At 72.3% G+C, this 24,491-nt stretch carries 19 protein-coding genes; 6 read left to right on the top strand and 13 right to left on the bottom strand.

Annotation, left to right across the window (positions count from 1 at the left end):
• Positions 1 to 14 precede the first annotated feature (14 nt).
• Together HNR30_RS49455 and HNR30_RS25440 are read right to left on the bottom strand one after the other, a co-directional pair.
• A complete protein-coding gene (locus tag HNR30_RS49455; protein WP_281389815.1) occupies positions 15 to 137 on the bottom strand; it encodes a hypothetical protein in 123 nt (40 codons plus the stop codon).
• A 59-nt stretch (positions 138 to 196) separates the two neighbouring features.
• Positions 197 to 3,094: a helix-turn-helix transcriptional regulator gene (locus HNR30_RS25440; protein ID WP_181612541.1), complete on the bottom strand. Its 2,898-nt coding sequence runs from the start codon at positions 3,092 to 3,094 to the stop codon at positions 197 to 199.
• A 303-nt stretch (positions 3,095 to 3,397) separates the two neighbouring features.
• Between HNR30_RS25440 and HNR30_RS25435 the strand changes: the two genes are divergently transcribed.
• Positions 3,398 to 4,264: a GNAT family N-acetyltransferase gene (locus HNR30_RS25435; protein WP_181612540.1), complete on the top strand. Its 867-nt coding sequence runs from the start codon at positions 3,398 to 3,400 to the stop codon at positions 4,262 to 4,264.
• Between the two features lie 170 nt (positions 4,265 to 4,434).
• On the opposite strand, the gene HNR30_RS25430 is transcribed toward HNR30_RS25435, so the two are convergent.
• On the bottom strand, positions 4,435 to 6,495 hold the full coding sequence (locus HNR30_RS25430) for an ATP-binding protein (RefSeq protein WP_181612539.1): 2,061 nt from the start codon (positions 6,493 to 6,495) through the stop codon (positions 4,435 to 4,437).
• Positions 6,496 to 6,636: 141 nt separating this feature from the next.
• Here HNR30_RS25430 and HNR30_RS25425 point away from each other — a divergent pair, with 141 nt between their 5' ends.
• Positions 6,637 to 7,704 (top strand): PP2C family protein-serine/threonine phosphatase, encoded by a 1,068-nt coding sequence (locus tag HNR30_RS25425; RefSeq protein WP_181612538.1) that lies wholly within the window; start codon positions 6,637 to 6,639, stop codon positions 7,702 to 7,704.
• Positions 7,705 to 7,775: 71 nt separating this feature from the next.
• Here HNR30_RS25425 and HNR30_RS25420 read toward each other — a convergent pair whose 3' ends face one another.
• Together HNR30_RS25420 and HNR30_RS25415 are read right to left on the bottom strand one after the other, a co-directional pair.
• Positions 7,776 to 8,147, bottom strand: coding sequence for a nuclear transport factor 2 family protein (locus HNR30_RS25420; protein WP_181612537.1), 372 nt, complete (start codon positions 8,145 to 8,147; stop codon positions 7,776 to 7,778).
• A 46-nt stretch (positions 8,148 to 8,193) separates the two neighbouring features.
• The gene (locus HNR30_RS25415) at positions 8,194 to 8,808 is read right to left on the bottom strand and encodes a DJ-1/PfpI family protein (RefSeq protein WP_181612536.1); all 615 of its coding nucleotides are present in this window, start codon (positions 8,806 to 8,808) and stop codon (positions 8,194 to 8,196) included.
• 91 nt (positions 8,809 to 8,899) lie between these two features.
• On the opposite strand from HNR30_RS25415, the gene HNR30_RS25410 reads away from it, so the two are divergent.
• Positions 8,900 to 9,850, top strand: a complete 951-nt coding sequence (locus tag HNR30_RS25410; protein WP_181612535.1) for a GlxA family transcriptional regulator — start codon at positions 8,900 to 8,902, stop codon at positions 9,848 to 9,850.
• Here the strand turns inward: HNR30_RS25410 and HNR30_RS25405 are convergent.
• The gene (locus HNR30_RS25405; protein ID WP_181612534.1) at positions 9,834 to 10,184 is read right to left on the bottom strand and encodes a hypothetical protein; all 351 of its coding nucleotides are present in this window, start codon (positions 10,182 to 10,184) and stop codon (positions 9,834 to 9,836) included. The two genes, HNR30_RS25410 and HNR30_RS25405, sit on opposite strands and share 17 nt — an antisense overlap.
• A gap of 11 nt (positions 10,185 to 10,195) precedes the next feature.
• Positions 10,196 to 12,346, bottom strand: a complete 2,151-nt coding sequence (locus HNR30_RS25400) for a hypothetical protein (RefSeq protein WP_181612533.1) — start codon at positions 12,344 to 12,346, stop codon at positions 10,196 to 10,198.
• 82 nt (positions 12,347 to 12,428) lie between these two features.
• On the opposite strand from HNR30_RS25400, the gene rnhA reads away from it, so the two are divergent.
• On the top strand, positions 12,429 to 12,890 hold the full coding sequence (gene rnhA, locus HNR30_RS25395) for a ribonuclease HI (RefSeq protein WP_246379357.1): 462 nt from the start codon (positions 12,429 to 12,431) through the stop codon (positions 12,888 to 12,890).
• On the opposite strand, the gene HNR30_RS25390 is transcribed toward rnhA, so the two are convergent.
• The 3 genes from HNR30_RS25390 to HNR30_RS25380 form a co-directional block, all read right to left on the bottom strand.
• Positions 12,877 to 13,308 (bottom strand): hypothetical protein, encoded by a 432-nt coding sequence (locus tag HNR30_RS25390; protein WP_220133982.1) that lies wholly within the window; start codon positions 13,306 to 13,308, stop codon positions 12,877 to 12,879. The two genes, rnhA and HNR30_RS25390, sit on opposite strands and share 14 nt — an antisense overlap.
• Positions 13,309 to 13,311: 3 nt before the next feature.
• A complete protein-coding gene (locus tag HNR30_RS25385) occupies positions 13,312 to 15,045 on the bottom strand; it encodes an alpha/beta hydrolase (RefSeq protein ID WP_181612530.1) in 1,734 nt (577 codons plus the stop codon).
• A gap of 74 nt (positions 15,046 to 15,119) precedes the next feature.
• On the bottom strand, positions 15,120 to 16,319 hold the full coding sequence (locus tag HNR30_RS25380; protein ID WP_181612529.1) for a cytochrome P450 family protein: 1,200 nt from the start codon (positions 16,317 to 16,319) through the stop codon (positions 15,120 to 15,122).
• 93 nt (positions 16,320 to 16,412) lie between these two features.
• On the opposite strand from HNR30_RS25380, the gene HNR30_RS49450 reads away from it, so the two are divergent.
• On the top strand, positions 16,413 to 17,009 hold the full coding sequence (locus HNR30_RS49450) for a TetR/AcrR family transcriptional regulator (protein WP_181612528.1): 597 nt from the start codon (positions 16,413 to 16,415) through the stop codon (positions 17,007 to 17,009).
• Here the strand turns inward: HNR30_RS49450 and HNR30_RS25370 are convergent.
• The gene (locus tag HNR30_RS25370; protein WP_181612527.1) at positions 16,982 to 19,285 is read right to left on the bottom strand and encodes a polysaccharide lyase 8 family protein; all 2,304 of its coding nucleotides are present in this window, start codon (positions 19,283 to 19,285) and stop codon (positions 16,982 to 16,984) included. The genes HNR30_RS49450 and HNR30_RS25370 overlap by 28 nt on opposite strands.
• A gap of 119 nt (positions 19,286 to 19,404) precedes the next feature.
• On the opposite strand from HNR30_RS25370, the gene HNR30_RS25365 reads away from it, so the two are divergent.
• Complete coding sequence (locus tag HNR30_RS25365) at positions 19,405 to 22,569, top strand: AfsR/SARP family transcriptional regulator (protein WP_181612526.1); 3,165 nt, start codon at positions 19,405 to 19,407, stop codon at positions 22,567 to 22,569.
• Here the strand turns inward: HNR30_RS25365 and HNR30_RS25360 are convergent.
• Complete coding sequence (locus HNR30_RS25360) at positions 22,548 to 23,378, bottom strand: ABC transporter permease (RefSeq protein WP_181612525.1); 831 nt, start codon at positions 23,376 to 23,378, stop codon at positions 22,548 to 22,550. The two genes, HNR30_RS25365 and HNR30_RS25360, sit on opposite strands and share 22 nt — an antisense overlap.
• Complete coding sequence (locus HNR30_RS25355) at positions 23,375 to 24,376, bottom strand: ATP-binding cassette domain-containing protein (protein WP_181612524.1); 1,002 nt, start codon at positions 24,374 to 24,376, stop codon at positions 23,375 to 23,377. The genes HNR30_RS25360 and HNR30_RS25355 overlap by 4 nt, the downstream gene beginning before the upstream one ends.
• Positions 24,377 to 24,491: the final 115 nt, after the last annotated feature.

The raw sequence follows: 24,491 nt of genomic DNA, 5'->3' as shown, positions 1-24,491 counted from the left end.
TGCAGTGGGGAAGATCAGACGGGCTCGAACCCTTCGGGGGCGTCATCAAGAGGTTCGATGACCGGCTTCTCCGGCGGTTCTTTCCGCTTCGGGTCGGCGTCGCCCTGTTCGCCGTCGGGGGAGTCGGTTTCGGACATGCCATAAGCGTCTTGTGCGCGGCCGGTAGGGGCTATGGGTAGGGCGCCCCATTCGAGGCTCACGGACCGGGTGGGTCACTACGGGGGCGCTCGGTGCCGAGGTGCGCGCCAAGAGCCGCACGCGAGCGCAGACCGAGCTTGCGCAATGCGGCGCCGAGGTGCTTCTCCACCGTCCTGGGCGAGACGAACAGCCGCTGGCCGATCTCCCGGTTGGTCAGTCCCTCTGCGGCCAGCTCGGCTATCTCCCGTTCCCTGGGGGACAGGTCCGCGCCGTAACCCTGCGGACCCCCGGGATAGCGGCCCTTGACCGTCACGCCGTGCCTGCGGGCGAGCTGCGCGGCACGATCGAGATCCCAACGCGCGCCCAGGTCGCGGAAGGTCGCCATGGCAGCCAGCAGAAGCTCACCTGCTCCGGATCTGCCGCCGGCGAACAGGCGACCGGCGGCCAGCTCGCGCGCCTGGGCCGCCTCATACGGTGCGCCCAGCAGGTCGTAACCGGCCGCCGCCGCGCGGAAGTGCGCCGCGGCGGCCATGTCCTCCGAGGCCAGGTGACCGCGCGCGTGCGCCAGCGCCGCGGCGGCCAGCGGCGCGTCGAGGCCGTCGAGGCGTGTCGCCAGCCGATCCGTCAAGGCGGCCGCGTCGTCCTGCCGGCCCGCTGCCACCATCGCCTCGGCCAGCGCGGGTGCCGCTCGGACCGCGAGCGGCCACAGTCCCTTGGTGTCCCACACGGCCACTGCCTCCTCGGTCGCCGCGAGCGCGCCCCGGGCCTCGCCGCTCGCCGTGGACAGCCGTAGAAGCCCGGCCACCGACAGCGGAAGCAGCTCATAGGCGCCCATGGCCACGGCCTTCCCGGCCACATCGGGGAGCTCACGCCGGGCGGTGTCGAGCTCGCCACGCGCCAAAGCCAGGCAGGCCGCGACGGTCTCGGCACCGAGGCGATCGAACGGGCGTCCGTCGTACTCCTCGAGCAGCAGCGCGGTTTCCTCCTCCAGGCCGTCCCACCGGCCTTGGCAGCAAGACAGCACGAGCGCGACCAAGCGGCAGCGAGCCAGTGGCTCGCGTGACCACTCTTCACCGGCCGCCTCCCGCATCGCCGCCGCCAGCAGAGCGGCGGCGATCTCGTAGCTCCCCGTGAGGCAGGCGTTCTCCGCGATGGACCGATAGGCGCCCACCTCCTGCCGGTGCCGTGGCCGCCCGCCGGTCCTGCCGCGCACTTCCTCGGTCAGTTCCCGCCAGCGGGAATCGCCGTACCCACCCAGCGAGGTCGCGATCTTGCCCAGGACGAACACCTCCTCGACCGGGTTGCCGATCGCCGGCACCGCCCGCAGCGCCCGCTCCAGCCAGACGGCGTGCTCGGACAGCGGCACTCGCGGGTCGATCGGCCGGCCGAGCGCCGCCATCACCCATGCCACGAGGTCGGGGCGGCCGGCGAGATCGCCGACGGCCGCGGCGAAGGCGCGGCGCTGGGCGCCTGGATCCTCTCCGCGTCTTTCCTGGAGCAGGCCGATGAGGAAGTGCAGTTGGCCGCGCAGCAGGCCTGGTTGCTCCGACTCCAGCGCCTGCGACAGCAGGTCGATGACCTCCGGCGGGCGCAGCATCTGGGGAGCGGCCCAGCCCAGCCGCACCGCCAGGCGGCTGCGGTGTTCGGGTTCGAGGGGCGCGTGGCGCAGCACGTCCTCCAGAATGCGCACGGCCTCGGCGTCGTCGCCGAGTTGCGAGGCTTGTTCGGCTGCCTGTTCAGCCGTCTCCACCCAGTCGGCCAGCCGCCCGGCCTGGCGCAGATGGTGGGCCTCCTGACCGAGCGGCACCGGCTTGCGGGCCCGCACCGCCGCGGCGGCCCGCGCGTGCAACTCCTGCCGGCGGCCGAGCGGGATCGCTCCGTACACCGCCTGGGCGGTGAGGACATGCCGGAACGCCACCGACCCGTCCTGCTCGACCAGCAGGCCGGAGACCAGCAGCTCGTCCACTCCGGCCACGGTGTCAGCCCTGGGAAGCCCGCTGACCCGCTGCAGCTCCTCCAAGCGCGCCTGGACATGCAGGACCGCGGCCGCCTCGGCCACGACGCGCGCCGGCTCAGGCAGCCGTGCCACCCGCTCACGCACCGAGTCGCGTACGCCTGGTGGCACGTCAAGCTCAGCCACAGCCTTGCGAGCCCACCGTCCGCTACGCAGCCTGATCAGCGCACCACGCGCCCGCAGCAGCGCCATCAACTCCTGTACGGCGAGCGGAAGCCCTGACGAAAGCTCATACAGGTGAGCGCCGAAATCGGCGGTGACACCCTCCTCGCCCAGAATCGCCGCAGCCATGTCACCCGTCTGCGCGGAGTTCAGGGCCGTCAACAGGATGTGATCGTGGAAGACCGCGTCAGCGTGACGCCCGGTCACCTCTCGGACCGCGGGGCCGGCTTCCTCCCCACGGTAGGCGAGCACGACCGACGTCCTGGGCAGGGGCAGCGCCAGTGCGTAGGAGAGGAACTCCATCGTCTGCTGGTCAGCCCAATGCAGATCCTCCACCACGAGGACCAGGGGCTCAAGCGCTCGTAGTACCTCGGCCAGACCGCGAAACAGTTGATGCCGTTCGGCGGCCCGGTCGTTCTGGGGGTCGAGCGCGGGCGGCAGCACCGGCGCGAGTTCTGGCAGCAGGGCGCGCAGCGCGCCCGCGACCGGCGACAGTTCGGCGCGCACCAGATAATCGCCTGTGCCGCGGAGCGCTTCCACTAGAGGACCCAGCGGGAACGGTTCCCTGATGCGCCGGGCGCCGCCCCGGAGCAGCAGCCTGCCGTCCATCTCGGGCCGCTCGGCCAGCTCGGCCAGCAGCCTGCTCTTACCGATGCCGGCTTCGCCTTCGAGAACCACCACAGCGGGTGGCCGACTCACCGCCGCGACCAGGCGATCGAGCTCCTGCTCACGTCCGATCAGGATCGGGCAGGTCACCCGTCCCGCGTCGCTGCCTGCCATCGGGACCGCCTCCGCTCACCTGACCCATGCCCTGCGTCACGAATCGCCACAGTTGCGGTCATTCATACAGCAAAGGTTCGTACGGCTCAGGGGCAGGTTGTGGATCGTGGAGCGCTGAGCACGGGCGAGTTCTGGCCCCTCTCCGGGCGTGCATCGCGTGAAGTTCGTCAGATGGCTTCTCCCTTTCCGGTCTCGTCGGTTGTGCGGCGACTGACGCGCCGAGGCGGAGGCTCCGCCGGTGAGCGTGCTGGGGCTCGCGCTAAATCATTGGACGCGCCGGGTGTGACCGTGTTTGATCGCGGGATGTCTGTCTTGCTGAGTACGCCGGGTGCCGGTGACCTGGACGAAGTGGTGCGCGCGCTGGCGGAGTGGCGGCGCGAAGGGGCCTCGATGCAGCTGCATCCGGGGGATGTCGGGTTCTACTGGCAGTTCGGCCCGGAGCGGACCGCCGCGGCGTTGCGAGTGTGGAGTCGTGAGGGCAGGATCCTCGGGGTCGGCCTGCTCGACGGGTCCGAACTGGTGCGTCTGGCGGTCGATCCGGAAGCGCGAATGGATGAGGACCTCGCGCGGCAGATGGCCGATGACGTGTCGCGACGCGAACGCGGCGTCCTGGCGGCGGGCAAGGCTCATGTCGAAGCGCTCTGGGGCAGCCGATTCTCGGAGTTGTTGCAGGAGGGCGGCTGGGAACTCGATGAGCCGTGGATCCCGATGGTGCGTGGCCTGAGCGAAGCCGTGGAGGACTGCGGCCTGCGAGTCGAGGTGGTCGGCCCCGAACGGGTCGACGACCGAGTCGCGGTTCACCGCGCGGCATTCCCAGGGTCGAAGTTCAGCGTGGAGCGATGGCAGGCCATGGCGGCCGGGACGCCGTACGCCAACGCTCGATGCCTGGTGGGATACAACGACCAGGGCGAAGCGGTCGCGGCCACGACCGTCTGGTCTGCGGGTCCGGGGAAGCCCGGCCTGCTCGAACCCCTTGGAGTGCACGGCGATCATCAAGGGCACGGTTACGGCAAGGCGATGGCGGTCGGTGCCGCGGCCGCTCTGCGGGACATGGGGGCGTCCAGCGCGACCGTGTGCGCCGAAGGCTCCAACGCCGGGGCCGTCGCTACCTATCGCTCTGCCGGGTACCAGGCGCAGGCCGAGGTGCGGGACCTGAGCCGGGTGGAGTAAGGCGTGCCTGCCCGCCGATGGGGCTGTAGGGGGGTTACTCACCGCCGAGTTCGGCGATCGTTCGCCCGACCAGAGCCTGCTCGTCGTCCGTCAGGTCCATGGGCCGGTGGGTGAGGGCGTCGCGCTGTCCATGACCTGGTGCTGATCGAACGGAGTAATGGGGCGCGAGGTCATCGCCGGCGGCCCGGGTCATGGAGCGCGTAGGCGAGCGCCGCCCGCAGGTCCATCTCCTCGCCCTCGCCGAAGGCGTGCTCGAACGCCTGGTCGCCCACCGCCGCGCGGCAGTGCTCCTCGCACCTCGTGTGCGCGGCCACGAAGGCCGGTGAGGTCTGCGCGACCACCGAACCGGCGACCTGCCACTGGGCCGTCGCGATGCCCAGCAGCGTCGCGCCCCGGGCGGCGTCGCCGAGGAAGGCGGTGGCCAGCGCGAGGTTGGTGAAGGAGATGGCCAGCCCGAGCGCGTCGTTGAGCGACGACTTGACGCGGATGGCCGCGCGGGCCGAGGCGGCGGCCGCGGCGAAGTCGCCCAGGCCCAGCTGGACCCCCGCGCCGAACGCGTCGGCGTAGGAGCGTGCCCACACCTCGCCGTGGCGGTCGGACAGCTCGCGGATGGTGCGTACGGTCTCCAGGGCGCCGTCGAGGTCGCCGCTCTGGGCGCGGGCGATGAGCCGGTGGATGTGGACGACGAACAGGCAGTCGTGGTGACGCGAGCCGACCAGGGCCAGGACCTCGCCGCACAGGCGTTCCGCGTCGTCGTTGCGGCCGGCGAGCGCGGGCGCGACCGCGGTGATGGCGCCCGCGTGGGGGAGGGCTTCGAGGTCGCCGAGCTCGTCGGCGACACGCAGGGCGTGTTCGAGCCGCACCTGGCCCCGCTCGTAGTCGCCCTGGGTGAGGGTGACCCAGCCGGAGGCCCACAGGGCGCGGGCCAGCTCGGGACCCTGCTCGACGGCCAGGGACAGGCCGCGGTCGAGGTGCAGCCGGCCCTCGCGGACCATGCCGAGGCAGACCCAGCAGTAGATGAGGCACCCGGCCAGGTCGAGCCCGGCCAGCTGCTGGTCCGGGCGGGAGAAGGAGTAGTCGAGGGCCGTGCGGATGTCGGGCAACCGGCGTCGCAGGCGGTCGTACCACTCGATCTGCCGCGGGCCGTACCAGTCGGCGTAGAACCAGCGCGCCAGGCCCAGGAAGTAGTCGCGGTGCCCGCGCCGGAGCGGCTCGTCCTGGCCGAGCTCGGCCAGCCACTGCGCGCCGTACTCACGGATGGTGTCGAGCATGCGGTAACCCTCGGGCAGGCGCTGCACGATCGACTTGTCGACCAGGGCGCGCAGCACGTGGGTGATCTCGGCGGGCGAGAGCGCCTCGTCGGCGCAGACGGTGGTGGCGGCGTCGAGGTCGAACAGCCCGGCGAACACCGACAGGCGGGCCCACAGCAGCCGTTCCTTCGGCTCGCACAGCTCGTGGCTCCAGCCGATCGTGGTGCGCAGCGTCTGGTGGCGAGGATCGCCGTGGGGTGTGCCGGTGAGCAGGTGGAAACGGTCGGCGAGGTGGTCGGTGATCTCCTGCACCGTCATGACCCGCTGGCGGGCGGCGGCCAGCTCGATCGCCAGCGGCAGCCCGTCGAGGCGGTGGCAGATGGCGGCGACCTGCGGGGTCAGCGTGAACGACGGCGCGACGGCGCGGGCCCGTTCGGCGAACAGGACCACGGCGGGCTGCGTGGTGTAGTCGGGGCCGATCTCGCCGGGTTCCGGTACGGCCAGCGGCTCGACGGTGAACAGGCGCTCCTCGCTCAGCCCGAGCCTGACGCGGCTGGTGACCACCAGGTGCAGCCCCGGCGCGGCACGCAGCAGGGCAGCGGCCAGATCGGCACAGGCCGCGATCATGTGCTCGCAGGTGTCCCAGACGATCAGCAAGCGCCTGCCCGCGAGGTACTCGGCCAGCACCTCCCCGGGCAGGCGGGCGGACTGGTCGGGCACGCCGAGCGTCAGCGCGACGGTGTGCGCCAGCAGCGCGGGCTCCTGCAGGCTCGACAGCTCCACGAACCAGACGCCGTCGGCGTACGCGTGCGCCAGCTGGGACGCCAGGCGCAGCGCCAGCCGCGACTTGCCCACCCCGCCGACGCCGGTCAGCGTCACCAGGCGCGATCCGCCCACGAGGCGCCGCAGCTCGGCCAGCTCGCGCTCCCGGTCGACGAAACTCGTCGACTCGGCCGGGAGATTGCCCGTCCGCAGGTTCACGGCATTCACCTCCCGTGAGGAGAAGACCACAGCGTACTCTTTCGCGGACCGTGTGCGAGAGCTGACGCATGGTGAGATAGTTGCCACAGGCAAAGCAATCCGGCGAGGCGGTACTTTCTCGTGCACATCGAGCGAGCGTGGGTGGGATTCGCGCTCCTGACCAGTCTGGCCATCGCGTCAGCGGACGTGATGCTGGGCCCGGGCGTGCACCTGGCCGGGCTGCTGATCGCCGGGCCGCTGATCATCTCCGCGCGGTCGGTCGCCGCGCGCACCGCGATGGCCGGGATCTTCGCCGTGGTGCTGGCGACCATGACCGGCGTACTGGAACAGACCCTCGTCACCGCCGACCACGTCGTGCACACCGTCACCGTGATGGTCGGCGGCGTGTTCGCCACCATCGCCGCGCACGTGCGCGGACACCGGGAGAGCGAGCTGTCGCGGCTGGCCGACCTGTCCCAGGTCGCCGAGGTCGCCCAGCGCGCGCTGCTGCGCCCCATCCCCGCCCGCGTCGGCGGGCTGGCCTTCGCCCACCGCTACCGCTCGGCCGCGCGCCAGGCCCTGATCGGCGGAGACCTGTTCGACGTCGCCTTCACCCCGTTCGGGGTGCGGCTGATCATCGGGGACGTGAAAGGCAAGGGGCTGCAGGCCGTCTCCCAGGCCGCGGACGTGCTGCGCAGCTTCCGCGAGGCGGTCTTCCACGCTCAGGACCTGGTCGACCTGGCCAAGGCGATGGACAGGCGCCTCGGCGCAGACCTCGACGAGGAGGACTTCGTCACCGTGCTGCTGGCGGAGTTCGCGCCAGGGCTGGTACGGCTGGTCAACTGCGGCCACCACCCGCCGGTGCGCATCGGGCACCGCCTCGACGTGCTGTGCGCGCCGGACCCGGCGCCGCCGCTCGGGCTCGACCCGGACCCCACGATGATCACGGCGATCGTCGGCGGCAACCAGCGGCTGCTGTTCTACACCGACGGCCTGGTCGAGGCGCGCGACCCGGGCGGGCAGATGTTCGCGCTCGACGAGCGCGTGCGCGCCTGCCTCACCCGTCCCCAGCTCGAGGACGCCCTGCAGGGGGTGCACGACATGGTGCTCGCACATGCCAGGGGCGACTTCGACGACGATCTGGCGCTGGTGTTGTGCCAGCCGGAGTACGACCACTCGGGCGCGGCCCAGGCGTGGCCGCGCAGCCCGGTGACGGAACCGGCCCGCTGACCCCTCCGCGAGCTACGCCTGGGCGAGGCCGCGCGCTATACCCCCTGCCAAGCCGAGCTCTGTGCCGAGCGTCAGGCCTTCGCGAGCGGGCCGAAGAAGCCGACGATGCGGCGGATCCGCCCGTCGCCGGTGAACTCGGCCAGGTCCAGCCCCTCCGGCAGGGCCGTGCCGTCAGCCTGCACGACCTGCCAGGCGAACCGCGCCAGGCCGTGGTGGACGTCGACCCGGCTGGTGCGCACGACCCTGGCGCCCGGCCGGCGCGCGACGACGGACCCGATGTGGGCGAGCAGGTCGTCCAGCCCCACGGCGTGCACGTTCGGGTCGGTGTAGGTGCCGCCGTCGGCCCACACCCCGCCGAGGATCTCGCGTCGCCTGCCCGGATCCGGTTCGCTCCAGGCCGCGCAGTAGGCGTCGATCAGCTGGGTGGCGTCGTGGTCGGCCATGCCGCCATTGTCCACGCGAGCGGGTCACGCGCGGATCACACGCCGATCACGGCCGCCAGACCGTGCCGCGGCGCTCGTGGGCGAAGAGCCTCTCGACCTCGATCGCCCTGGCCGGCCCGAAACGCCGTTCCAGGAGGTACAGGCCGAGATCCACCCCCGACGTGACGCCGGCCGCCGTCACCAGGTCGCCGTCGTCGACCACCCGCGCGTCGACCGCGTGCACGCCGAGGCCGGGCAGCAGGTGCAGGCCGAGATGGTTGGTCGTGGCGTGCCGGTCGCCGATCAGCCCGGCCATCGCCAGGATCAGCGAGCCGCCGCACACGGTCGCGACCGTCACGTCCGGCAGGTCGAGGGCGTGCTTGAGTACGGCGGGCAGCCCGGTGGAGAGCGTGGCCAGCAGGATGCCGGGGATGCTGTCGGGCGCCACGTCGTCGTCACCGGCGGGCAGGCGGCCCGCGGCGCCGGGGACGACGATCACGTCGGCGCGATCGGGGTCGAGCCGGGCGACGGCGCGCAGCGACAGGCCGAGGCCGCTGACGACGTCGCGCGGCCCTTCCGCGCAGGCCAGCTCGACGGTAGTCCCGCCCGCGTGCAGGACCTCGTAGGGGCCGATGACGTCCAGGGGGTCGAAACCGTCGAAGAGAACGAACTGGGTGAGCATGCGGCCACGCTAGTGACGGGCACGCGGGTACGGCAGTGGCAGGATTGCCGGGTGTCCACGGATTCTCGCCAGCGCTTCTAGGGTGGCGGTCATGCACACCGTGGCTGTCCTGGCCCTGCCCGAGGTCGTCGCCTTCGACCTGGCCACCCCGCTGGAGGTCTTCGCGCGCACCAGGCTGCCGGGCGGGCGCGTGCCGTACGAGGTCAGGGTCTGCGCGCCCGAGCCGGAGGTCGAGGCGGGCGGGTTCGTGATGCGGGCCCCGTGGGGGCTGGAGGCGCTGGCCGCGGCCGGGACGATCATCCTGCCCGGCCGGGCCGACCCGCTGACGCCGGTGCCCGACGAGGTGATCGCGGCGCTGCGCGAGGCCGCGGCACGCGGCGCCAGGATCGCCTCCATCTGCTCCGGCGCGTTCACGCTCGCCGCCACCGGGCTGCTCGACGGCCGCCGCGCGACCACCCACTGGCTCGCCGCGCACACCCTCGCCGAGCTGCACCCCGAGATCACCGTGGACCCCGGCGTGCTCTACGTCGACGCCGGCCAGTTCCTCACCTCGGCGGGCGCCGCCGCCGGGCTCGACCTGTGCCTGCACCTCATCCGCCGCGACCACGGCGCCGCCGTCGCCGCCGACGCCGCCCGGCTGTCGGTCATGCCGCTCGAACGCGAGGGCGGCCAGACGCAGTTCATCGTGCACGACCAGCCGCCCGCGCCGCGCGGCTCGCTCATGGAACCGGTGCTGCGATGGATCGGCGACCACCTGGACCGGCCGCTGACGCTGGCCGAGATCGCCGCCAGGGCGGGCATGAGCACGCGCACGCTCAACCGCCGCTTCCGCGAGCAGACCGGTACCACGCCGCTCAAGTGGCTCAACCGGGCACGCGTACGGCGGGCACAACACCTCCTGGAGTCGGGGGACGAACCGGTCGAGCGCATCGCGGTCCAGGTGGGGTTCGGCTCGCCCACGGCCTTCCGCGACCAGTTCAAGAGGATCGTGGGGACCAGCCCGCAGGCCTATCGCGACTCGTGGGTCAGCCGTCGACGGTGAAGCTGACGTCGCCGTCGGAGAAGTACATGAAGCCCTCGCCGTCGCCGCCCACGGAGGCGTCGGTCCAGTCGGAGTGCACCGACCACGCGCCCCCGTCGTCGGCGGCCGGCGGCCCCGCGCCGTCCGCCACCTGGCCCTCGGCGACAGGACCCTCGGCGAACGGGTCGTCGGCGAACGGGTCGTCCGCCAGCCCGGCGGCGACGAGCCCGGCCGCGGCCGCCCCGGCGATCCCCGCCGCGGCCACCTTCGCCGGGGTCCAGAACCGGGTCTCGCCCGACGGCCCGGCATACGCCTCGGCGTAGCGGCGGGCCTTGTCGAACTGGCTGCTGAACATGATGGGTCCTCTCAGAAGCCCGTGAAGCGCGGGGTGGACAGGGAGTCACGGCGGGCGCGCAGCTGGTCGGCGATCTCGCCCCGGCGCAGCCGTACGGCGGGGCTGGCGGGGTACTTGCGCATCACGTCGAGCGTGGCCAGGCGGCGCGCCACCGCTCGCAGGGCGGCGTCCGGCTCCTTCGCCGAGGCGACCTCGGTGCTGATGCGCCGCGCCGCCGCCCAGCGCAGGGCGAAGACGTTCTCGGTGATCACGTAGGAGAGGACCGGCAGGGTGGAGGCGATCAGCGCGTTCCACCGCTCCAGGACCGTCGCCCAGCCGCGCTCCGACTGGGCCGTCACGTGAGCCTTGCGCTTCTCGCCCTGGGTGCGCGCCGAGTAGGCCTGCGACAGGCCGGAAACGGCGAAGACCGGGTTGATCAGCGCCGCCGCGCCGAGCGAGACGGCGGCTCCGGCGTAACTCACCTTGGGCAGGGCATCGGGGTCGAGGTCGACGAGGCGGGAGACCTGCGCGGCGAGCTGCGCCGTCTCCGCCGCGATCCGCTGCGTCGGCGCCAGCGCCGCGCGCATCGCCGCCTCGCCCTGTTTCAGCCAGGCCGGCTCACCGCCGCCGGCCGCCCTGATCAGCAGCGCGTCGCGGTGACGCAGGAACGCGGGCAGCACGAAGGCGACCTGGTCGAGGTGACGCTGCAGCTCGCCGAGCCCGATCTGCAGCCCGGCCGCGACACGCGCACGCTCCTCGGGCGACTCCGCGGGGAGCAGCTCCTCGGCCTGGCCGAGCAGGGCGGCGTGCAGCTCGTAGAAGGGGCCGAAGATCGTGTAGAGCAGGTAGTCCTCCTCCAGGCCGACCGCGGCACGCAGGAGGTCGGGGATCTGCCGGGGCGTCGCGCTCGCGTAGCTCCACGCCTTGATCTCGATGTGGGCCGCCTGGACCAGCTCGGGCTGGGCGACGATCACGTGCTCGCCGCGTTCGGCCGACACCCGCAGCGCCGGACGCGCCCCCGCCAGATCGCCTTCCACGCCGCGGATCGTGTCGTAGGCGATCCTGACGTTGACGTCAGGGCCCTTCACACGCATGCCGTCCCCGGCGAACGCGATCGCGACCGGGCTGCCGTCGGCCAGCTCGGCCGGCAGGATGCCCGACGACAGCGTGCGCTCGGCGGCCTCGCGCAACTTCGTGTTCTCGTGCAGGCGCCGCCCGAACGTGCCCGAGTCGCACGTGACCGCCAGCGGGCCGTGCGCCGGCGTGAACACCACGAACCGCTCGGCCGAACCGGCGACGCGCAACTGCGGATCGTCCAGCGCGAACGCGGCGACCACCCGCTGGGTGTCGGTGGCCTGGAACTCCAGCGAGTCGTCGGTGAGGACGCAGTCGGCCTTCGCCGCCGGCCTGCCCGGGACCGGCCCCCTGATCGTGACCTGCGCCGACAACCCGGCCGACCCAGCGGTGGAGGAGGGCCGGCGCATCGGCACCGCCACCGTGGCCGACCCCTCGTTCAGCGCCGACGCCGCCGCCATGAACGCCTGCCGCACCTGGACCGTCGCCAGATGCACCGTCGCCCCCGTCAGGAAGCGCCCGCCCAGAAGCGCGCCGCCGCGAAGCCGCACAGAAGCGGGACCGTACGCGCTCAGAGCCGCCCGGTTCACCGGCCACTCCACCAGCACCTCACCGCGAGCGCGCACCATCAGCCGCCCGCCCGCCAGCACCACGTACGCCGTGATCTCCGCCTCCACCCCCTCCGGCGACTCGAACTGCGGCGTGATCGACACCGCGCACGGACTCACGAAGTCGGCCGCCGCCGCGTCCGGCAACAACCGCCCGCGCAGCCCCGTCAACGTCGCCAGCGCCGCAGGAGGCAGCACCCCGGAACTCATCCTGATCGACCGCCCCTGCGGCAACCGCAGATCGGCCACCAGCCTGGTGCTGTTGTCGGCCAGCTCGATCGACGCCTCAGGATCACGCGCCGGATCGAGCGCCACCACCGCCGGCGCCCGCCCCAGCCCCATCCCGCCACTGTCATGCACGTACACCGCAGGCCAGTCGGTCACCAGCAACGACCGCGTCCCCGTCCACGAGAAGCCGGTGGACTGCTGCTCGCGCACCCCCTGCTGCCAGGTGCTGTCGAAGACCACACGCCCGCGCACCGGGCCCCATGCCACAGCCATGCGCGGATTGTCTCGCCCCTTGGGCGGTGCGTACACGCACAATTACCCACAACTTCGGGCCGCGGTGCGGAACGCACCTAGGCTGGGTGAGGTGACGGACGTGGTCGTGATCTACACCGACGGCGCCTGCCGAGGCAACCCAGGGCCCGGCGGGTGGGGATGCCTGCTGCAGTACGGCGGGCACCAGCGGGAACTGAAGGGCGGCGAACCCGCCACGACGAACAACCGCATGGAGCTGATGGCGGCCATCCAGGCACTGGAGGCGCTCACACGGCCCTGCGAGGTGCGGCTGTATACGGACAGCACGTACGTGAGGAGCGGGATCACGTCGTGGATCGCCGGATGGAAACGCAACGGGTGGAAGACGGCGGGGCGGGAGCCGGTCAAGAACGCCGACCTCTGGCAGAGGCTGGAGGAGGCGGCGGGGAGGCATCGGGTGGAGTGGTTGTGGGTGAAGGGGCACAACGGAGATCCGGGGAATGAACGGGCGGACGAGCTGGCGCGGTTGGGGTGCGAGGGGGCGGGGGTCGTCAGCTCGGCGTGATGCAGGGGGATGAGACGCCCAGGTAGAGCGCGTCACCTTCGGACCAGACGAGGGCCAGGAGGAATCCGTCGGTGCGGGTCTCCGCATTGAGACCGGGGCCTCCTGAGGCGGTGATCCGATGTCCTCGGCTCTCCCAGTGGGCACGGATCTGGCGTGAGACAGCCATGTTCTCCGTTGCGGGAACGTCGCGGAGCCAGTAGGCGCGGCTGATCACGACCCGGTGTTCGTCGTCATCGAGGCAGCCGGTTGGCGCGTTGAACGACGGCAGGGCCTCGAGTCGCGGCCTTGGCGTGAGCGCCCGCGTGGTGTCGTGGATGAGCTCTTCTACGCGGGTCAGAGCCTGCGCTCGGTTTATGGCGGGCTGAGTCATGGTGCATCCGGTCAGGAGGAGGGCGAACAGCACGAGAATGGGGCGCACGTTTCAGCTTTCCGGGGCCAGTGCGGGCAGGAGGAGTTGAGGCTGGTCATTGAGCGGTTCCGGACGAACGAGCCGGTGATAGCCGCCGTTGATGAGGTGGCCCATGTTGATGAGGGAGGGTGACTGCGGGTTCCAGTAACTGCTGTGCGCCGAAGTCCACACGTCGCGGCCCACAGGGAACCGTTGCCCTCCGAACGACGAGTGCCCCGGGTCCGTCCCGAATCGCCCCAGCGCCGCCACCGGATCCCCGCCCGCCTCGCCGACCCACACGTGCCGGGGATTCACCCCGAGCTCCGCCGCGTGGGAGACACCCACGCCCGGGCTGCCCACGATGATGAGCTCGTCGGCGAACCGTCCCGGCCGCAGGGTCGCGGCGCGGCCGCTGGTGAGCGAGCCGTAGCTGTGGCCGATCACCACCGTGCGCCCTGTGCTGGTGGGCTCGTGGGAGGCTCGCAGCCCGTCGGTGAACGCGGCAAGCGAGGCGCCGCCGGCAGCGGCGGACGCCTGGAAGGCGACCGATTTGCGGGCGTCGAGGAGCCCGGGATCGAGCTGGGGCGCGTCGTATCCGAGCCAGGTGATCGAGGCGACTGACCTGCCGCCGCCGGTGGCGTCGGCCTGGCGCCAGAGGGCGCGAGCACGTCCGAGATCGCCGTGGGCGACATCCAGGCCGGAGGTGAGCCCTGAGACGCTGGTGACGGTGATGTCGGCGGTGTCGGGGTCGCCCCAGGAGACGACGAGCCTGCCTTGCCCGGTCAGATCGAAGGCGAGCAGCAGTGGATCCGGGTAGCCGGGGACGGGGCGAAGTTCGCGTTCGATGTATTCGATCCTCCGCAGCTGGTTGGCGATCCGTTCCCACCCTCCGAGGTCGAGCGGATGCCCGAACGCGGTTGTGGCCTCGTCCAGTTCGGCCCGCAGCCGAGCCTTCTCGCTGCCCAGCCACCGCCGGTTGGCCGTGTCTCGCACGCTCGACGGCACCCCGTTGAGGAGCCCGAACCCGCCTACGCCCACCAGGGCCTCCTTGACCCTGTCCGTGAGGCCGCGCCACCACGCGTTGACCCGGGCCGCGAGGTCCGCGTCTCGGCCCTGTTCCTGCAGCTCCAGCAGCCGTGCCAGTGCCGCCGTGTCACCTGCGGCGAGGCGGGCGAGCAGGGCGCCCGTCTCGTGGGGGTCGGGGGCGTGGGCGCCGAACAGGTGGTGGGCGGTGATGCCCGCCGGTAGCGCGCCAGAGGGGACGGTGCGCTGGATGAGGGCCAGGCGCCGGCGTAGGTCGGTGCTCTGGGCGGCTGCCCAGCCGGCGATCTGGCCGACGGTGTGGCCTGGCTGGGAGGGCAGGCCGTGGGTGGACAGTTCGGTGGCCAGGCGGGCGCCCGCGGCGGCGAGGGTGTGGGCGGCCTGGTCGAGGGTGGACGCGAGGGCGGTCATGGCCTGGGGGTCGATGCCCTGGAAGGCGCTGGGTGCGGGGCTGAGGGTGACGGGGGTGGTGGTGACCCGGGGGATGCCGGGTGGCGGGCCGCCTTGCCGTACGACCTGGGTGGCGAGCGACTGGAGCGCCGACGACAGGGCGGTCTGCAGGCGGGTGCGGCTGCCGGCGAGGGCGGTGGTGAAGGCGGTGGCGCCGCCGCCGACCCAGGTGCAGGTGGCCATGAGGCGGGCGGCCGCGTCGAGCGCGGTGTGGTGGTCGGCGGCGAGGGCCGTCGCGCGTTTGAAGGCTTCGAGGGCCGCTGCATACTCCGCCATGACCGGCTCAGGATGGCAGTCCGGGCGGGTTCGTTTCAGCAGGTCGGCGGGTTACCCGGGTTCGTGGTGGTCTGTCAGGTGCGGATGGGGAGGGCCTCCAGGCCTCGGATGATCGAGGGGCCGCCGGCCCGCCATGACAGGTCCTCGGGGGCGCACGCGAGGGTGATGGAGGGGAACCGGCGGAGCAGGGTGGCGAGGGCGACCTGGGCTTCCAGCCGGGCGAGGGGTGCGCCGAGGCAGTGGTGGATGCCGTGGCCGAAGGCGAGGTGCGGGTTGTCGCTTCTGGTGATGTCGAGACGGTCGGCGTCGGGGAAGCGGCGGGGGTCGCGGGCGGCGGAGCCGAGCCCCACCTGGACGGCGCTGCCCTTGGGGATGGTGGTGTCGCCGATCGTGACGTCTTCGAGGGCGAAGCGCGGGGTGGCACGCTCCACGGGGCCGTCGTAGCGCAGGAGTTCCTCGACGGCCGAGGGGATGAGCTCGGGGCGCTCGCGCAGGAGGGCGTACTGCCCGGGGTGGCGCAGCAGGGCGAACACGGCGTTGGCGATGAGGTTGACGGTCGTCTCGTGTCCGGCGACGAGCAGGAGCTGGGCCATGCCGAGCAGTTCGCGCTCGTTCAGGCCGCCGCCGTTGATCAGGGCGCTGAGGAGGTCGGGTTGCTCGTCGGCGGCCAGGCCGGGGTCGAGCCGTTCGCGGAGGCGCTCGATGAGGGCGGTGATGTAGTGCTCCATCGCGGCGGCGCCACGGCGTCGGGTCTCGGCCCCGGGCGGGGTGTAGGGCGGGGTGAGCAGCTCGCGGGTCCACCGCTGGAAGTCGGCGCGGTCGTCGAGCGGGACGCCGAGGAGCTCGCAGATCACGGTGATCGGCAGCGGGAAGGCGAAGGCGGCGACCAGGTCGGTTTCGCGGGGGAGGGTGTCGAGCAGGTCGTCGGCGATCCGCTGGACGCGAGGGCGGAGGTTCTCGATGCGACGGTGGGTGAAGGCTCTGGCGACGAGTTTGCGCAGCCGGGTGTGGTCGGGCGGGTCGCTGACGAGCATGGTGCGCCCGGCGGGGCCCTCGTCGCCGTCGAAGAGGCCGATCTCCTGCATCCAGCGCGGGGCGAGCGTGGGGTCCTTGGCCAGGCGGGGGTCGGTGAGGGCGGCGCGAGCCTCCTCGTAGCGGGTGATGACCCAGATGTCGCCGCCCGCGCCGTCGACGCGGACGGCGGGCGCCTGGTCGCGCAGCCTGGCGTAGGCCGGGTAGGGGTCGGGCTGGAAGAGCTGGCTTTCGAGATCCATGATGGGCTCTCCTTAAGAAACGGTTCCGTCTCTTAAATCACCGTAAGTCTCTAAGTTAGGGGACGCAAGCGTCTCTTTGCTAGATTCTGGGTTGTGACAGTGGGCCAGCAGCGCCGGCGAGGGCGGCTACTCGAGGACGCGATCCACGACGCGGTGATCGACGAGCTGCTGCAGGCCGGCTACGGCCGCCTGACCATGGAGGGCGTGGCGGCCAGGGCCAGGACCGCCAAGGCCTCGCTCTACCGCCGGTGGAGCTCCATCGAGGAGCTCGTGATCGACACGGTCGACCGCAGGATGACCCAGCCGGAGGAGTACCCCGACACGGGGAGCGTCAGGGAGGACCTGGTCGTCGGCTTCGGGCGCATGCTCGACACCCTCAACTCCCCGGCGGGCCGCGCCATCGCCGGCCTGCTCGGCGCGTTGCCGTACGCCCCCGGCCTGCAGAAGGCGGCGCGTGAGCGGATCGTGCGGCCGCGCGCGCAGGCGGTCGCCGACACCATCCAGCGGGGCGTCGACAGGGGCGAGGTGCGGCCGGGCGCGGTGACGCCGTTCGTGGCCGCGTCGGGACCCGCACTGATCATCTACACCTACCTGATCCAGGGACTCGAGCTCTCAGGAAGGGACATCGAGGACATCGTCGATCAGGTGGTCATGCCCGCTGTTCAGGTGAGCAGCTTCAGGTCCGGGTAGACGTGGATCGGCGGGGGCTCCGACGGCAGGGTGAGCGTCGCGGTGTGGGTGCGGCCCCTGCTGCCGCCGACCTCCACGGTGAGCGTGCGTTTGCGTAGCCTGACCGAGCGGCTGCCGCGTTCGAGCGAGCGCACGGGCCAGGCCAGCCGGACGCGGATCTTGTCGCGGGTGCGTGTCGGGTCGGAGACGGCGACCCGAAGTTCGGAGCCCGTCCTGCTGATGAGCACCGCGCAGGGCCCGTCGACTTCGACGCCGTCGACGGAGCCCGCCCGCCAGAAGGCGGCGGCCAGCACGTCGCCCGACCGTACGGCCTGCACGCGCGAACCGTTGGCGAGCACCTCGACGTACGGCTCGGCGGCGAAGGCGGCGGTGGACTCGGAGGTGGCTCCGGGCAGGACGGCGTAGGCGTATCGCTCGCGCCCGGGGTCGACGCCGTGGTCGAGCACGATGGTGGTGTAGTGCCGGGTGTGGCGCTCGCCGTCGCCGCCGGTGGTGGCGCCTCGGTCGATGTCGCGCCAGCGGCCGGTGCGCCTGTCCCTGACGACCTTCATCCTGGCGTCGCCGAGCGTGACGTATCCGGCCACGTCCGGCAGGTGGATCCACGAGTCGCCGCGTGACAGATCGGGGTGCGCGCGTCCGGTGTTGCGGTTCTCGACCACGGTCTCGACGCGGCGGCCGTCGGAGGCGGTGATGCCCGCGCCCAGGGCGATCACGGCGTCGTCGAGCAGGAACCAGGCCTTCTTGGCGCGCAGCGAGGAGTTCTCGGCGTCGAGCTGCATGGCCGCGACGCCGAGGTTGCCGAGGGCGGCGCCGCCGGCCCAGCGGGTGGGCGGCCGGTAGCGGGCGCCGTGCGGCACGTTGGCACGTTTGCGCCGGTCGACGGTCGTACCGGGCAGCCGGTAGGGGTCGATGGTCGGCCACAGCTCGTCGTTCCAGTGGGTGAGGTCCTCGGTGTAGAGGTAGGTCATGCCGTCGGCGGTGTACCAGCCGTGCAGGTTCTCCCGGTTCATGCCCTCGACGGCGGCGATGCGCGACGACGACATGGAGATCGTGTACGCCCAGGTGGGCCGCCGGTGCACGACCCGGTCCATGTCGGCGAAGACGTACGTTCCGACCGTGCGCTCGCCCGGTGCGATCGTGGGGTCGGCCATGAGCGCCCGCGCCTGGGGCGGCGTGGTGAGGGCGGGGTTGCGGGTGAGCCAGCCCTTGACCAGGGGGCGCCAGCGTTCTGCGTGCTTGTCGGGTGCGGCTGGCAGCAGGTTGAGTATGGCCTCCATGGCCTTCTGCCCCGAGGTGACGTCGCGGTGGCCCTGGACGCTGATCTGGCGCCCGCGCAGGCCGTCCATCATCAGGCCGTCGAAGACGACAGGGACGAAGGAGCGCTCCACGATGTCGAAGACGTTGTCGAGGTCGGGGTCGGTGATCGCCCACGGCGAGCCCGACAGCAGGGTGACGAGCCTGGCGATGCCGTCGAGGTAGTCGACGCCGTAGCTGCCGGTGTAGGGGAACAGGTCGTGCTGGATGAAGGATCCGTCGCGGTAGAAGCCGTCGCCGGGACCTCTGGTCAGCCGCAGCAGGCTCCAGCGCCCGCCGCCGCGCTTGTCGGAGATCGCGGACCTGGCCCGCTTGATCAGCCGGGAGTCGTGGGTGAGCACGCCGTGCACGGCGACGGCCATGGCCTTGCCCGCCCGGTTCGCGCCGGTCTCGGGAACCGAGGTGCCGGCGCGGTGGTCGGCGTCGGGGCACCAGCGGTGCAGGGGGCGCAGCCAGCGTTCGAGCCGGTCGTCGGGGATGGCCTCGTAGAGCAGGGCGCAGGTGTCGGTCAGCGCGCGGGGCACGCCGATCTCCCACCAGTACCAGTTGCTGCCGCGCCGGTCGAGGTGCTCGTTGTAGGCGTGCCGGTGCAGGAAGTCCAGGGCCTTGATCGCGGTCCTGGCGACGTCGCGGTCGTGGTGCATGCGGGTGCCGGGGGTCGCCCAGCCCAGGGCGAGGGCGCGCATGCGGTTGTAGGAACGGTTGAAGTTGCCGTTGGAGGGGTGGCCCATCGGCAGGTCGTCCCACAGGCTGGGGCGGCGTGGGTCGGGGTCGAGCTTGCGCAGGACCGCGCCGGCCGAGCCTTCCAGTCGGGCGGGGTCGGCCAGCATCATCTCCACCCAGCGGCGCCGTGCCGTACTGAAGGCGCTCGTGCCGGCTTCGGCGGGCCTGCCCGCCAGGGCGAGGCCGGTGACGGCCGCGGCCCCCAGCAGGGCTGATCGCCGGGAGAGGGGGAAGGTCATGAAAGAGGGCCTCGCTCGCGGGGTGCCGACACCACAATGACAAAACGTGCCATGCGGGGATCATCAGGTCAATTTGGGTGGGAGATCCACGGCCCCGCGCGTCTCCGTAAGCTGGGGACATGGCACCGGTGCTGACCTTGCTCGACGGCGTCGCCTGGAAGGGCACGCGCGTCGTCGGCGACCGTGCCCGCACGCTCCTGGCCGTCCTGGTGCTGTACGGCAGAGCGGGCGTGAGCGACGAGCGCCTGGTCGAGGAGCTGTGGGGCGACGAGCCCCCGGCCAACCCCACCAAGGCGCTGCAGGTCGTCGTCTCCCGGGTGCGGTCGGCGACCTCGGCCGAGGCCGTGGTGCGCACCCCGCACGGATACCGGCTGGGCCTGGCCGACGCCGACGTCGACGCGCTGCTCGTGGCGGTGCTGGCGGGCAGAGCGCGCGAATCGCTGGCCGAGGGCGACGTCACCGCCGCGACGGAACGGGCCCGCGAAGCGCTCGGCCTGGCGGGCGCGGGCGTGGAAGGTTCCACGGGAGCGCTGGAGGATCTGCGTTGCCGTGCCGCCGGGCACCTGACCGACTCGCGCCGGGTGCTGGCCCTGGCCCGCAGCAGGGGCGGCGCCCACGAGGAGGCGTTGCCGCTGCTGGAGGAGGCCGCCGCCGCCCAGCCGTACGACCAGGAGCTGATCGCCGGCCTGCTGCGCAGCGAGGCGGCGGTGCGCGGCGCGGCCGCGGCACTCGAACGGTACGACCGCCACCGCGCCGACCTGGCCGAACACCTCGGCGCCGACCCCGGGCCCGAGCTCGCCCGTGTGCACGCGGAGCTGCTGGCGGCCGACCATCCGGTCCGTGAGGGTGTCCTGTTCGACGGCTCGTCGCTGCTCGGCAGGGACGACGACCTGCGCGCGGTGCGCGCCCTGCTGGCCGGCAGCCGGGTGGTCTCCATCCTCGGAGCCGGCGGGCTGGGCAAGACGCGGCTCGCGCACGTCGTCGGCAGGGTCGCCGAGCAGCCGATCGTGCACTTCGTGGAGCTCGTCAGCGTCGGCTCGCCCGAAGACGTCGTGAGCGAGGTCGGTTCCGCGCTCGGCGTGCGCGACTCGGTCGGCGCCCGGCGTGCCCTGGCTCCGAGCCGGCGCACCGACCTGCGCTCCATGATCGCCCAGCAGCTCGGCCAGGCGCCCGCGCTGCTGATCCTCGACAACTGCGAGCACGTGGTCGGCGCTGTGGCCGACCTGGTCGCCTTCCTGGTGGCGGCCACCCGCGACCTGCGCGTGCTGACCACCTCGCGTGCTCCGCTGTCGATCGCCGCCGAGCAGGTCTACCCGCTCGGGGAGCTCGGCGCCGGCGACGCCGTGGAGCTGTTCCGCCAGCGGGCCAGGGCCGCCCGCCCCGACGCGCGCCTCGACGACGCCACCGTGCTGGAGGTCGTCACCCGGCTCGACGGGTTGCCGCTGGCGATCGAGCTGGCCGCGGCCAAGGTCCGGGTGATGTCGGTCGAGGAGATCGGCAGGCGGCTGGCCAACCGGTTCGTCCTGCTCGACGGCGGCGACCGCAGCGCCCCCGACCGGCACAGGACCCTGCTGGCGGTGATCGACTGGTCGTGGAACCTGCTCGACGAGCAAGAACGCCGCGCCCTGCACTGGTTGTCGCAGTTCGGCGACGGCTTCACGCTGGAGGCGGCCGAGGGTCTGCTGGGGCCCGACGCGCTGCGGTCGGTGCGGGCGCTGGCCGACCAGTCGCTGCTGACCGTCGGGGAGGGCGACGCGGGCGTGCGCTACCGGATGCTGGAGACGGTCAGGGAGTTCGGCCGGATGCGGCTGGCGCAGGCCGGAGAGCAGGAGAGGGCCAAGGCCGCCTACCGCGCCTGGGCCGTCGGGTACGCCATCGGCCAGGCCGACAGGCTGACCGGCCCCGGGCAGTTCGAGGCGGCCGACGCGTTGCGCGCCGAGGAGGGCAACCTCTCCGAGTTGCTGCGCCAGACCCTGAGCGAGCCCGACATCCCGACGGCGGTGCAACTGCTGGCCGGGCTCGGAGGGCTGTGGTCCATGCGGGGCGACCACCCGCGTGTCCTGGTGCTCAGGGACGCCGTCGTGCGGGTGCTCGACGGGTGGCGGCCGCCGCCCGAGCTCGAGGAGGCCACCAGGATCGCCGTGGTGATCACGCTGATGAATACGATGATCATCGCTGACGACGGCGACAGGCCGCTGCGCGAGTTGCTGCGCAGCCTGCCGATCCGCGACACCACCAACCCCCGCGCCGCCGCCATCGGCACGGTGATGCTCGCCTTCGACCCCGCCGACGCCTCGGCCGGGCTGCGCAGGCTCGAAGAGCTCAGCCACGACCCCGACCATCACCTGGCGCACATGGCCGCGCAGACCCGCGCTCACATCCTGGAGAACGCGGGCGACCGCAGGGCCGCCGTCGAGGCCGCCGAGCAGGCGCTGGCGCTGGTGGACGTGGAGGCCGACGGGCCCTGGCAGGCGGCGCTCATGCACACCACGCTGGCGCACCTGACGATGCAGCTCGGCGACACGGAGCGGGCCGTGGGACACGCGCGGGCCGCGCTGCCCGTGCTGGCCAGGCTGGGCGCCACCGACGACGAGACCCAGCTGCGTGCCGTACTGCTGATGGCCGCGCTGGGCGACGACGATCTCGAGGCCGCCGAGGCCGAGCTCAAGCGGATCAGCGGGATCAACGAGGACGATCCGGTGCTCGGCGCCCTGGCCGTCGTCCCGCTGTGCGTGGCGGAGGTCGCCCTCGCGCGCGGAGACACGGCGGGGGCCCTGCGGGAGTATCGCGTGGGCGTGCAACGCGCACGCGACCTGCGGTTGCCGTCCGTGCCCCAGACGGGGTTCGAGCCGTGGCTGGTGATGGCCGAGGCGCTCGCCTTGGTCGCCTTCGCCTACCACGGCACCCCCGCCGACCTGCCGTACGGCCAGGAGCTGCTGCGGGCGGGGGTCGCCAGGATGGACGCGGTGCTGAACAAGGGCATCTCGTTCATCGACTACCCGGTGTCGGGCACGATGGTGTTCGCCTTCGGCGCCTGGGGGCTGCTGCGCGGCGGCATGACGACCGACGACGCGATCAGGTCGCTGGCGCTGGCCGAGCGGTTCGGCTACAACCGCAGCATGCCGAGCCTGACCTTCGAGCGGGCCGAGTCGCACGCCGAGCGGGTGGCGCCGGGCGCGCTCGCCGCCGTCTTCGAGGAGTACGGCGAGCGGCGGGGCCCCGACCTGCTCGACGAGGCGCGCGCCCTGGTCGCCCGGCTCCGTCAGACGTGCCTGCGCTTGTAGCTCGACACCGACAGCGGGGCGAAGATCGCGATGACGATCACCCCGGCCAGGAGTGTCCAGAAGACGGCCGAGCTGACCGTGCCGTGGTTGGCCAGGTCGCGGGCGGCGGTGACCAGGTGCGAGACCGGGTTCACCCGGACGAACGCGGCCAGCCAGCTGGGAAGGGTGTCGACCGGCACGAAGGCATTCGACAGGAACGTCAGCGGGAACAGGATCAGCATCGAGATGCCCTGCACCGCCTGCGCGCTCCTGGCGATCGTGCCGATCCACGTGAAGATCCACGCCAGCGCCCAGCCGGTGAAGATCGACAGCAGGATGGCGGCGGTCACCCCGGTGAAGCCGCCGCCGGGCCGGTAGCCCATCAGGATGCCCGTGGCGAACGTCAGCACCGAGGCGATGGTGTAGCGCGACAGGTCGGCGACCATCGGACCGGCCAGCGGGGCGATCCTGGCCATCGGCAACGACTTGAACCGGTCGAAGACACCCTTCTCCATGTCCTCGCGCAACTTCGTGCCCGTGACCATGCAGGTGGTCAGCACGGTCTGGGCGACGATGCCGGGGATCATCAACGGCAGGTAGTCCTCGACGCTGCCCGACACGGCGCCGCCGAAGATGTAGGCGAACATCGCGGTGAAGATCAACGGCTGGAGGACCACGTCGAAGAACTGCTCGGGCTGCCTGCGCATGTTCTTCAACGACCGCCACGCCATCGTCATCGTCTGGCTCACGGTCTCGCTCGTCGAGACGGTCCGCCGCGCGGTCGCGGCGCGGTCCCGCCCGCGGGTGGCGGGTGCGAGGGTGGTGGTCATCGGTTCTCCTCCTCCTCGGTCCCGTGGCCGGTCAGAGCCAGGAAGACCTCGTCCAGACTGGGCTTGGCCACGTTCATCGAGGCGATCGACACCCCGGAGTCGCGCAGCGCGATCAGCACGTCGGCGGCCAGGTCGGCCTGCTCCAGCGCGACGTTCAGGCGGCCCAGCTCGGGGCTGAGCACCGGGTCGGAGCCGAGGATCCTGCGCACGACCGCCGCGGCGGCGGGCACCGAGTCCGGGTCGGAGAGCAGCAGTTGCAGGGTCGAGTCGCCGACGGCGGTCTTCAGCTCGTCGGGCGTGCCCTCGGCGACCTTGCGGCCGTGGTCGATGACCGCGATGCGGTCGGCGAGCTGGTCGGCCTCGTCGAGATACTGCGTGGTCAGCAGCACGGTGCAGCCGTCGGCGACCAGGCCGCGGATCGTCTCCCACATCTGGCCGCGCGTACGCGGGTCGAGACCGGTGGTCGGCTCGTCGAGGAAGATCAGCGGGGGTCTGGTGATCAGGCTGGCGGCCAGGTCGAGGCGCCGCCGCATGCCGCCGGAGAAGTGCGCGATCGGCTTGTCGGCCGCGTCCTGCAGGCCGAACTGGGCGAGCAGGTCCTCGGCGATCCGCCGGGCGCGCTTGCTCGCGATGCCCTGAAGCCGGCCGAAGAGCCAGAGGTTCTCGCGGGCGGTGAGGATCTCGTCGACCGAGGCGTACTGACCGGTGACGCCGACCAGCTGCCTGATCACGTGGGGTTCCCTGGCGACGTCCACGCCGAAGATCTCCGCGTGTCCGCCGTCGATCTTCAGCAGGGTGGCCAGCATGCGCAGCATCGTGGTCTTGCCCGCGCCGTTGGGGCCGAGCACGCCGAAGATCTCGCCGGGCCGTACGGCCAGGTCGACGCCGTCGACGGCGCGTTGCTCGCCGAAGGTCTTGACCAGCCCGTCGGCCATGACGGCCAGGTCGGTCCCGGCGGGCGAGGGCCCGCCGGGACGGTCGAGCGCTGTGATAGTCATGACCCCAGGTTGGGAGGGTCCGGTTTCACGGCGCCCTCGCGATGGTTTCACACCGTTTCGTGGGCACCTCCTACCGTGTGGGGCGACCGCCTGGAGGCGGTACGACCGCCCGCGA

The organism is Nonomuraea soli, from assembly GCF_013761175.1.
In the GTDB taxonomy this organism is placed as follows: domain Bacteria; phylum Actinomycetota; class Actinomycetes; order Streptosporangiales; family Streptosporangiaceae; genus Nonomuraea; species Nonomuraea soli.
Note: the sequence above shows the minus strand (reverse complement) of the source record. Positions and strands in the feature narration are given on the sequence as shown.

Bases quoted from the DNA above. Each gene is read 5' to 3' on its own strand.
- HNR30_RS49455 (WP_281389815.1), bottom strand. From the start codon at position 137: ATGTCCGAAACCGACTCCCCCGACGGCGAACAGGGCGACGCCGACCCG.
- HNR30_RS25440 (WP_181612541.1), bottom strand. From the start codon at position 3,094: ATGGCAGGCAGCGACGCGGGACGGGTGACCTGCCCGATCCTGATCGGA.
- HNR30_RS25435 (WP_181612540.1), top strand. From the start codon at position 3,398: ATGTCTGTCTTGCTGAGTACGCCGGGTGCCGGTGACCTGGACGAAGTG.
- HNR30_RS25420 (WP_181612537.1), bottom strand. From the start codon at position 8,147: ATGGCCGACCACGACGCCACCCAGCTGATCGACGCCTACTGCGCGGCC.
- HNR30_RS25415 (WP_181612536.1), bottom strand. From the start codon at position 8,808: ATGCTCACCCAGTTCGTTCTCTTCGACGGTTTCGACCCCCTGGACGTC.
- HNR30_RS25410 (WP_181612535.1), top strand. From the start codon at position 8,900: ATGCACACCGTGGCTGTCCTGGCCCTGCCCGAGGTCGTCGCCTTCGAC.
- HNR30_RS25405 (WP_181612534.1), bottom strand. From the start codon at position 10,184: ATGTTCAGCAGCCAGTTCGACAAGGCCCGCCGCTACGCCGAGGCGTAT.
- HNR30_RS25400 (WP_181612533.1), bottom strand. From the start codon at position 12,346: ATGGCTGTGGCATGGGGCCCGGTGCGCGGGCGTGTGGTCTTCGACAGC.
- HNR30_RS25385 (WP_181612530.1), bottom strand. From the start codon at position 15,045: ATGGCGGAGTATGCAGCGGCCCTCGAAGCCTTCAAACGCGCGACGGCC.
- HNR30_RS25380 (WP_181612529.1), bottom strand. From the start codon at position 16,319: ATGGATCTCGAAAGCCAGCTCTTCCAGCCCGACCCCTACCCGGCCTAC.
- HNR30_RS25370 (WP_181612527.1), bottom strand. From the start codon at position 19,285: ATGACCTTCCCCCTCTCCCGGCGATCAGCCCTGCTGGGGGCCGCGGCC.
- HNR30_RS25365 (WP_181612526.1), top strand. From the start codon at position 19,405: ATGGCACCGGTGCTGACCTTGCTCGACGGCGTCGCCTGGAAGGGCACG.
- HNR30_RS25360 (WP_181612525.1), bottom strand. From the start codon at position 23,378: ATGACCACCACCCTCGCACCCGCCACCCGCGGGCGGGACCGCGCCGCG.
- HNR30_RS25355 (WP_181612524.1), bottom strand. From the start codon at position 24,376: ATGACTATCACAGCGCTCGACCGTCCCGGCGGGCCCTCGCCCGCCGGG.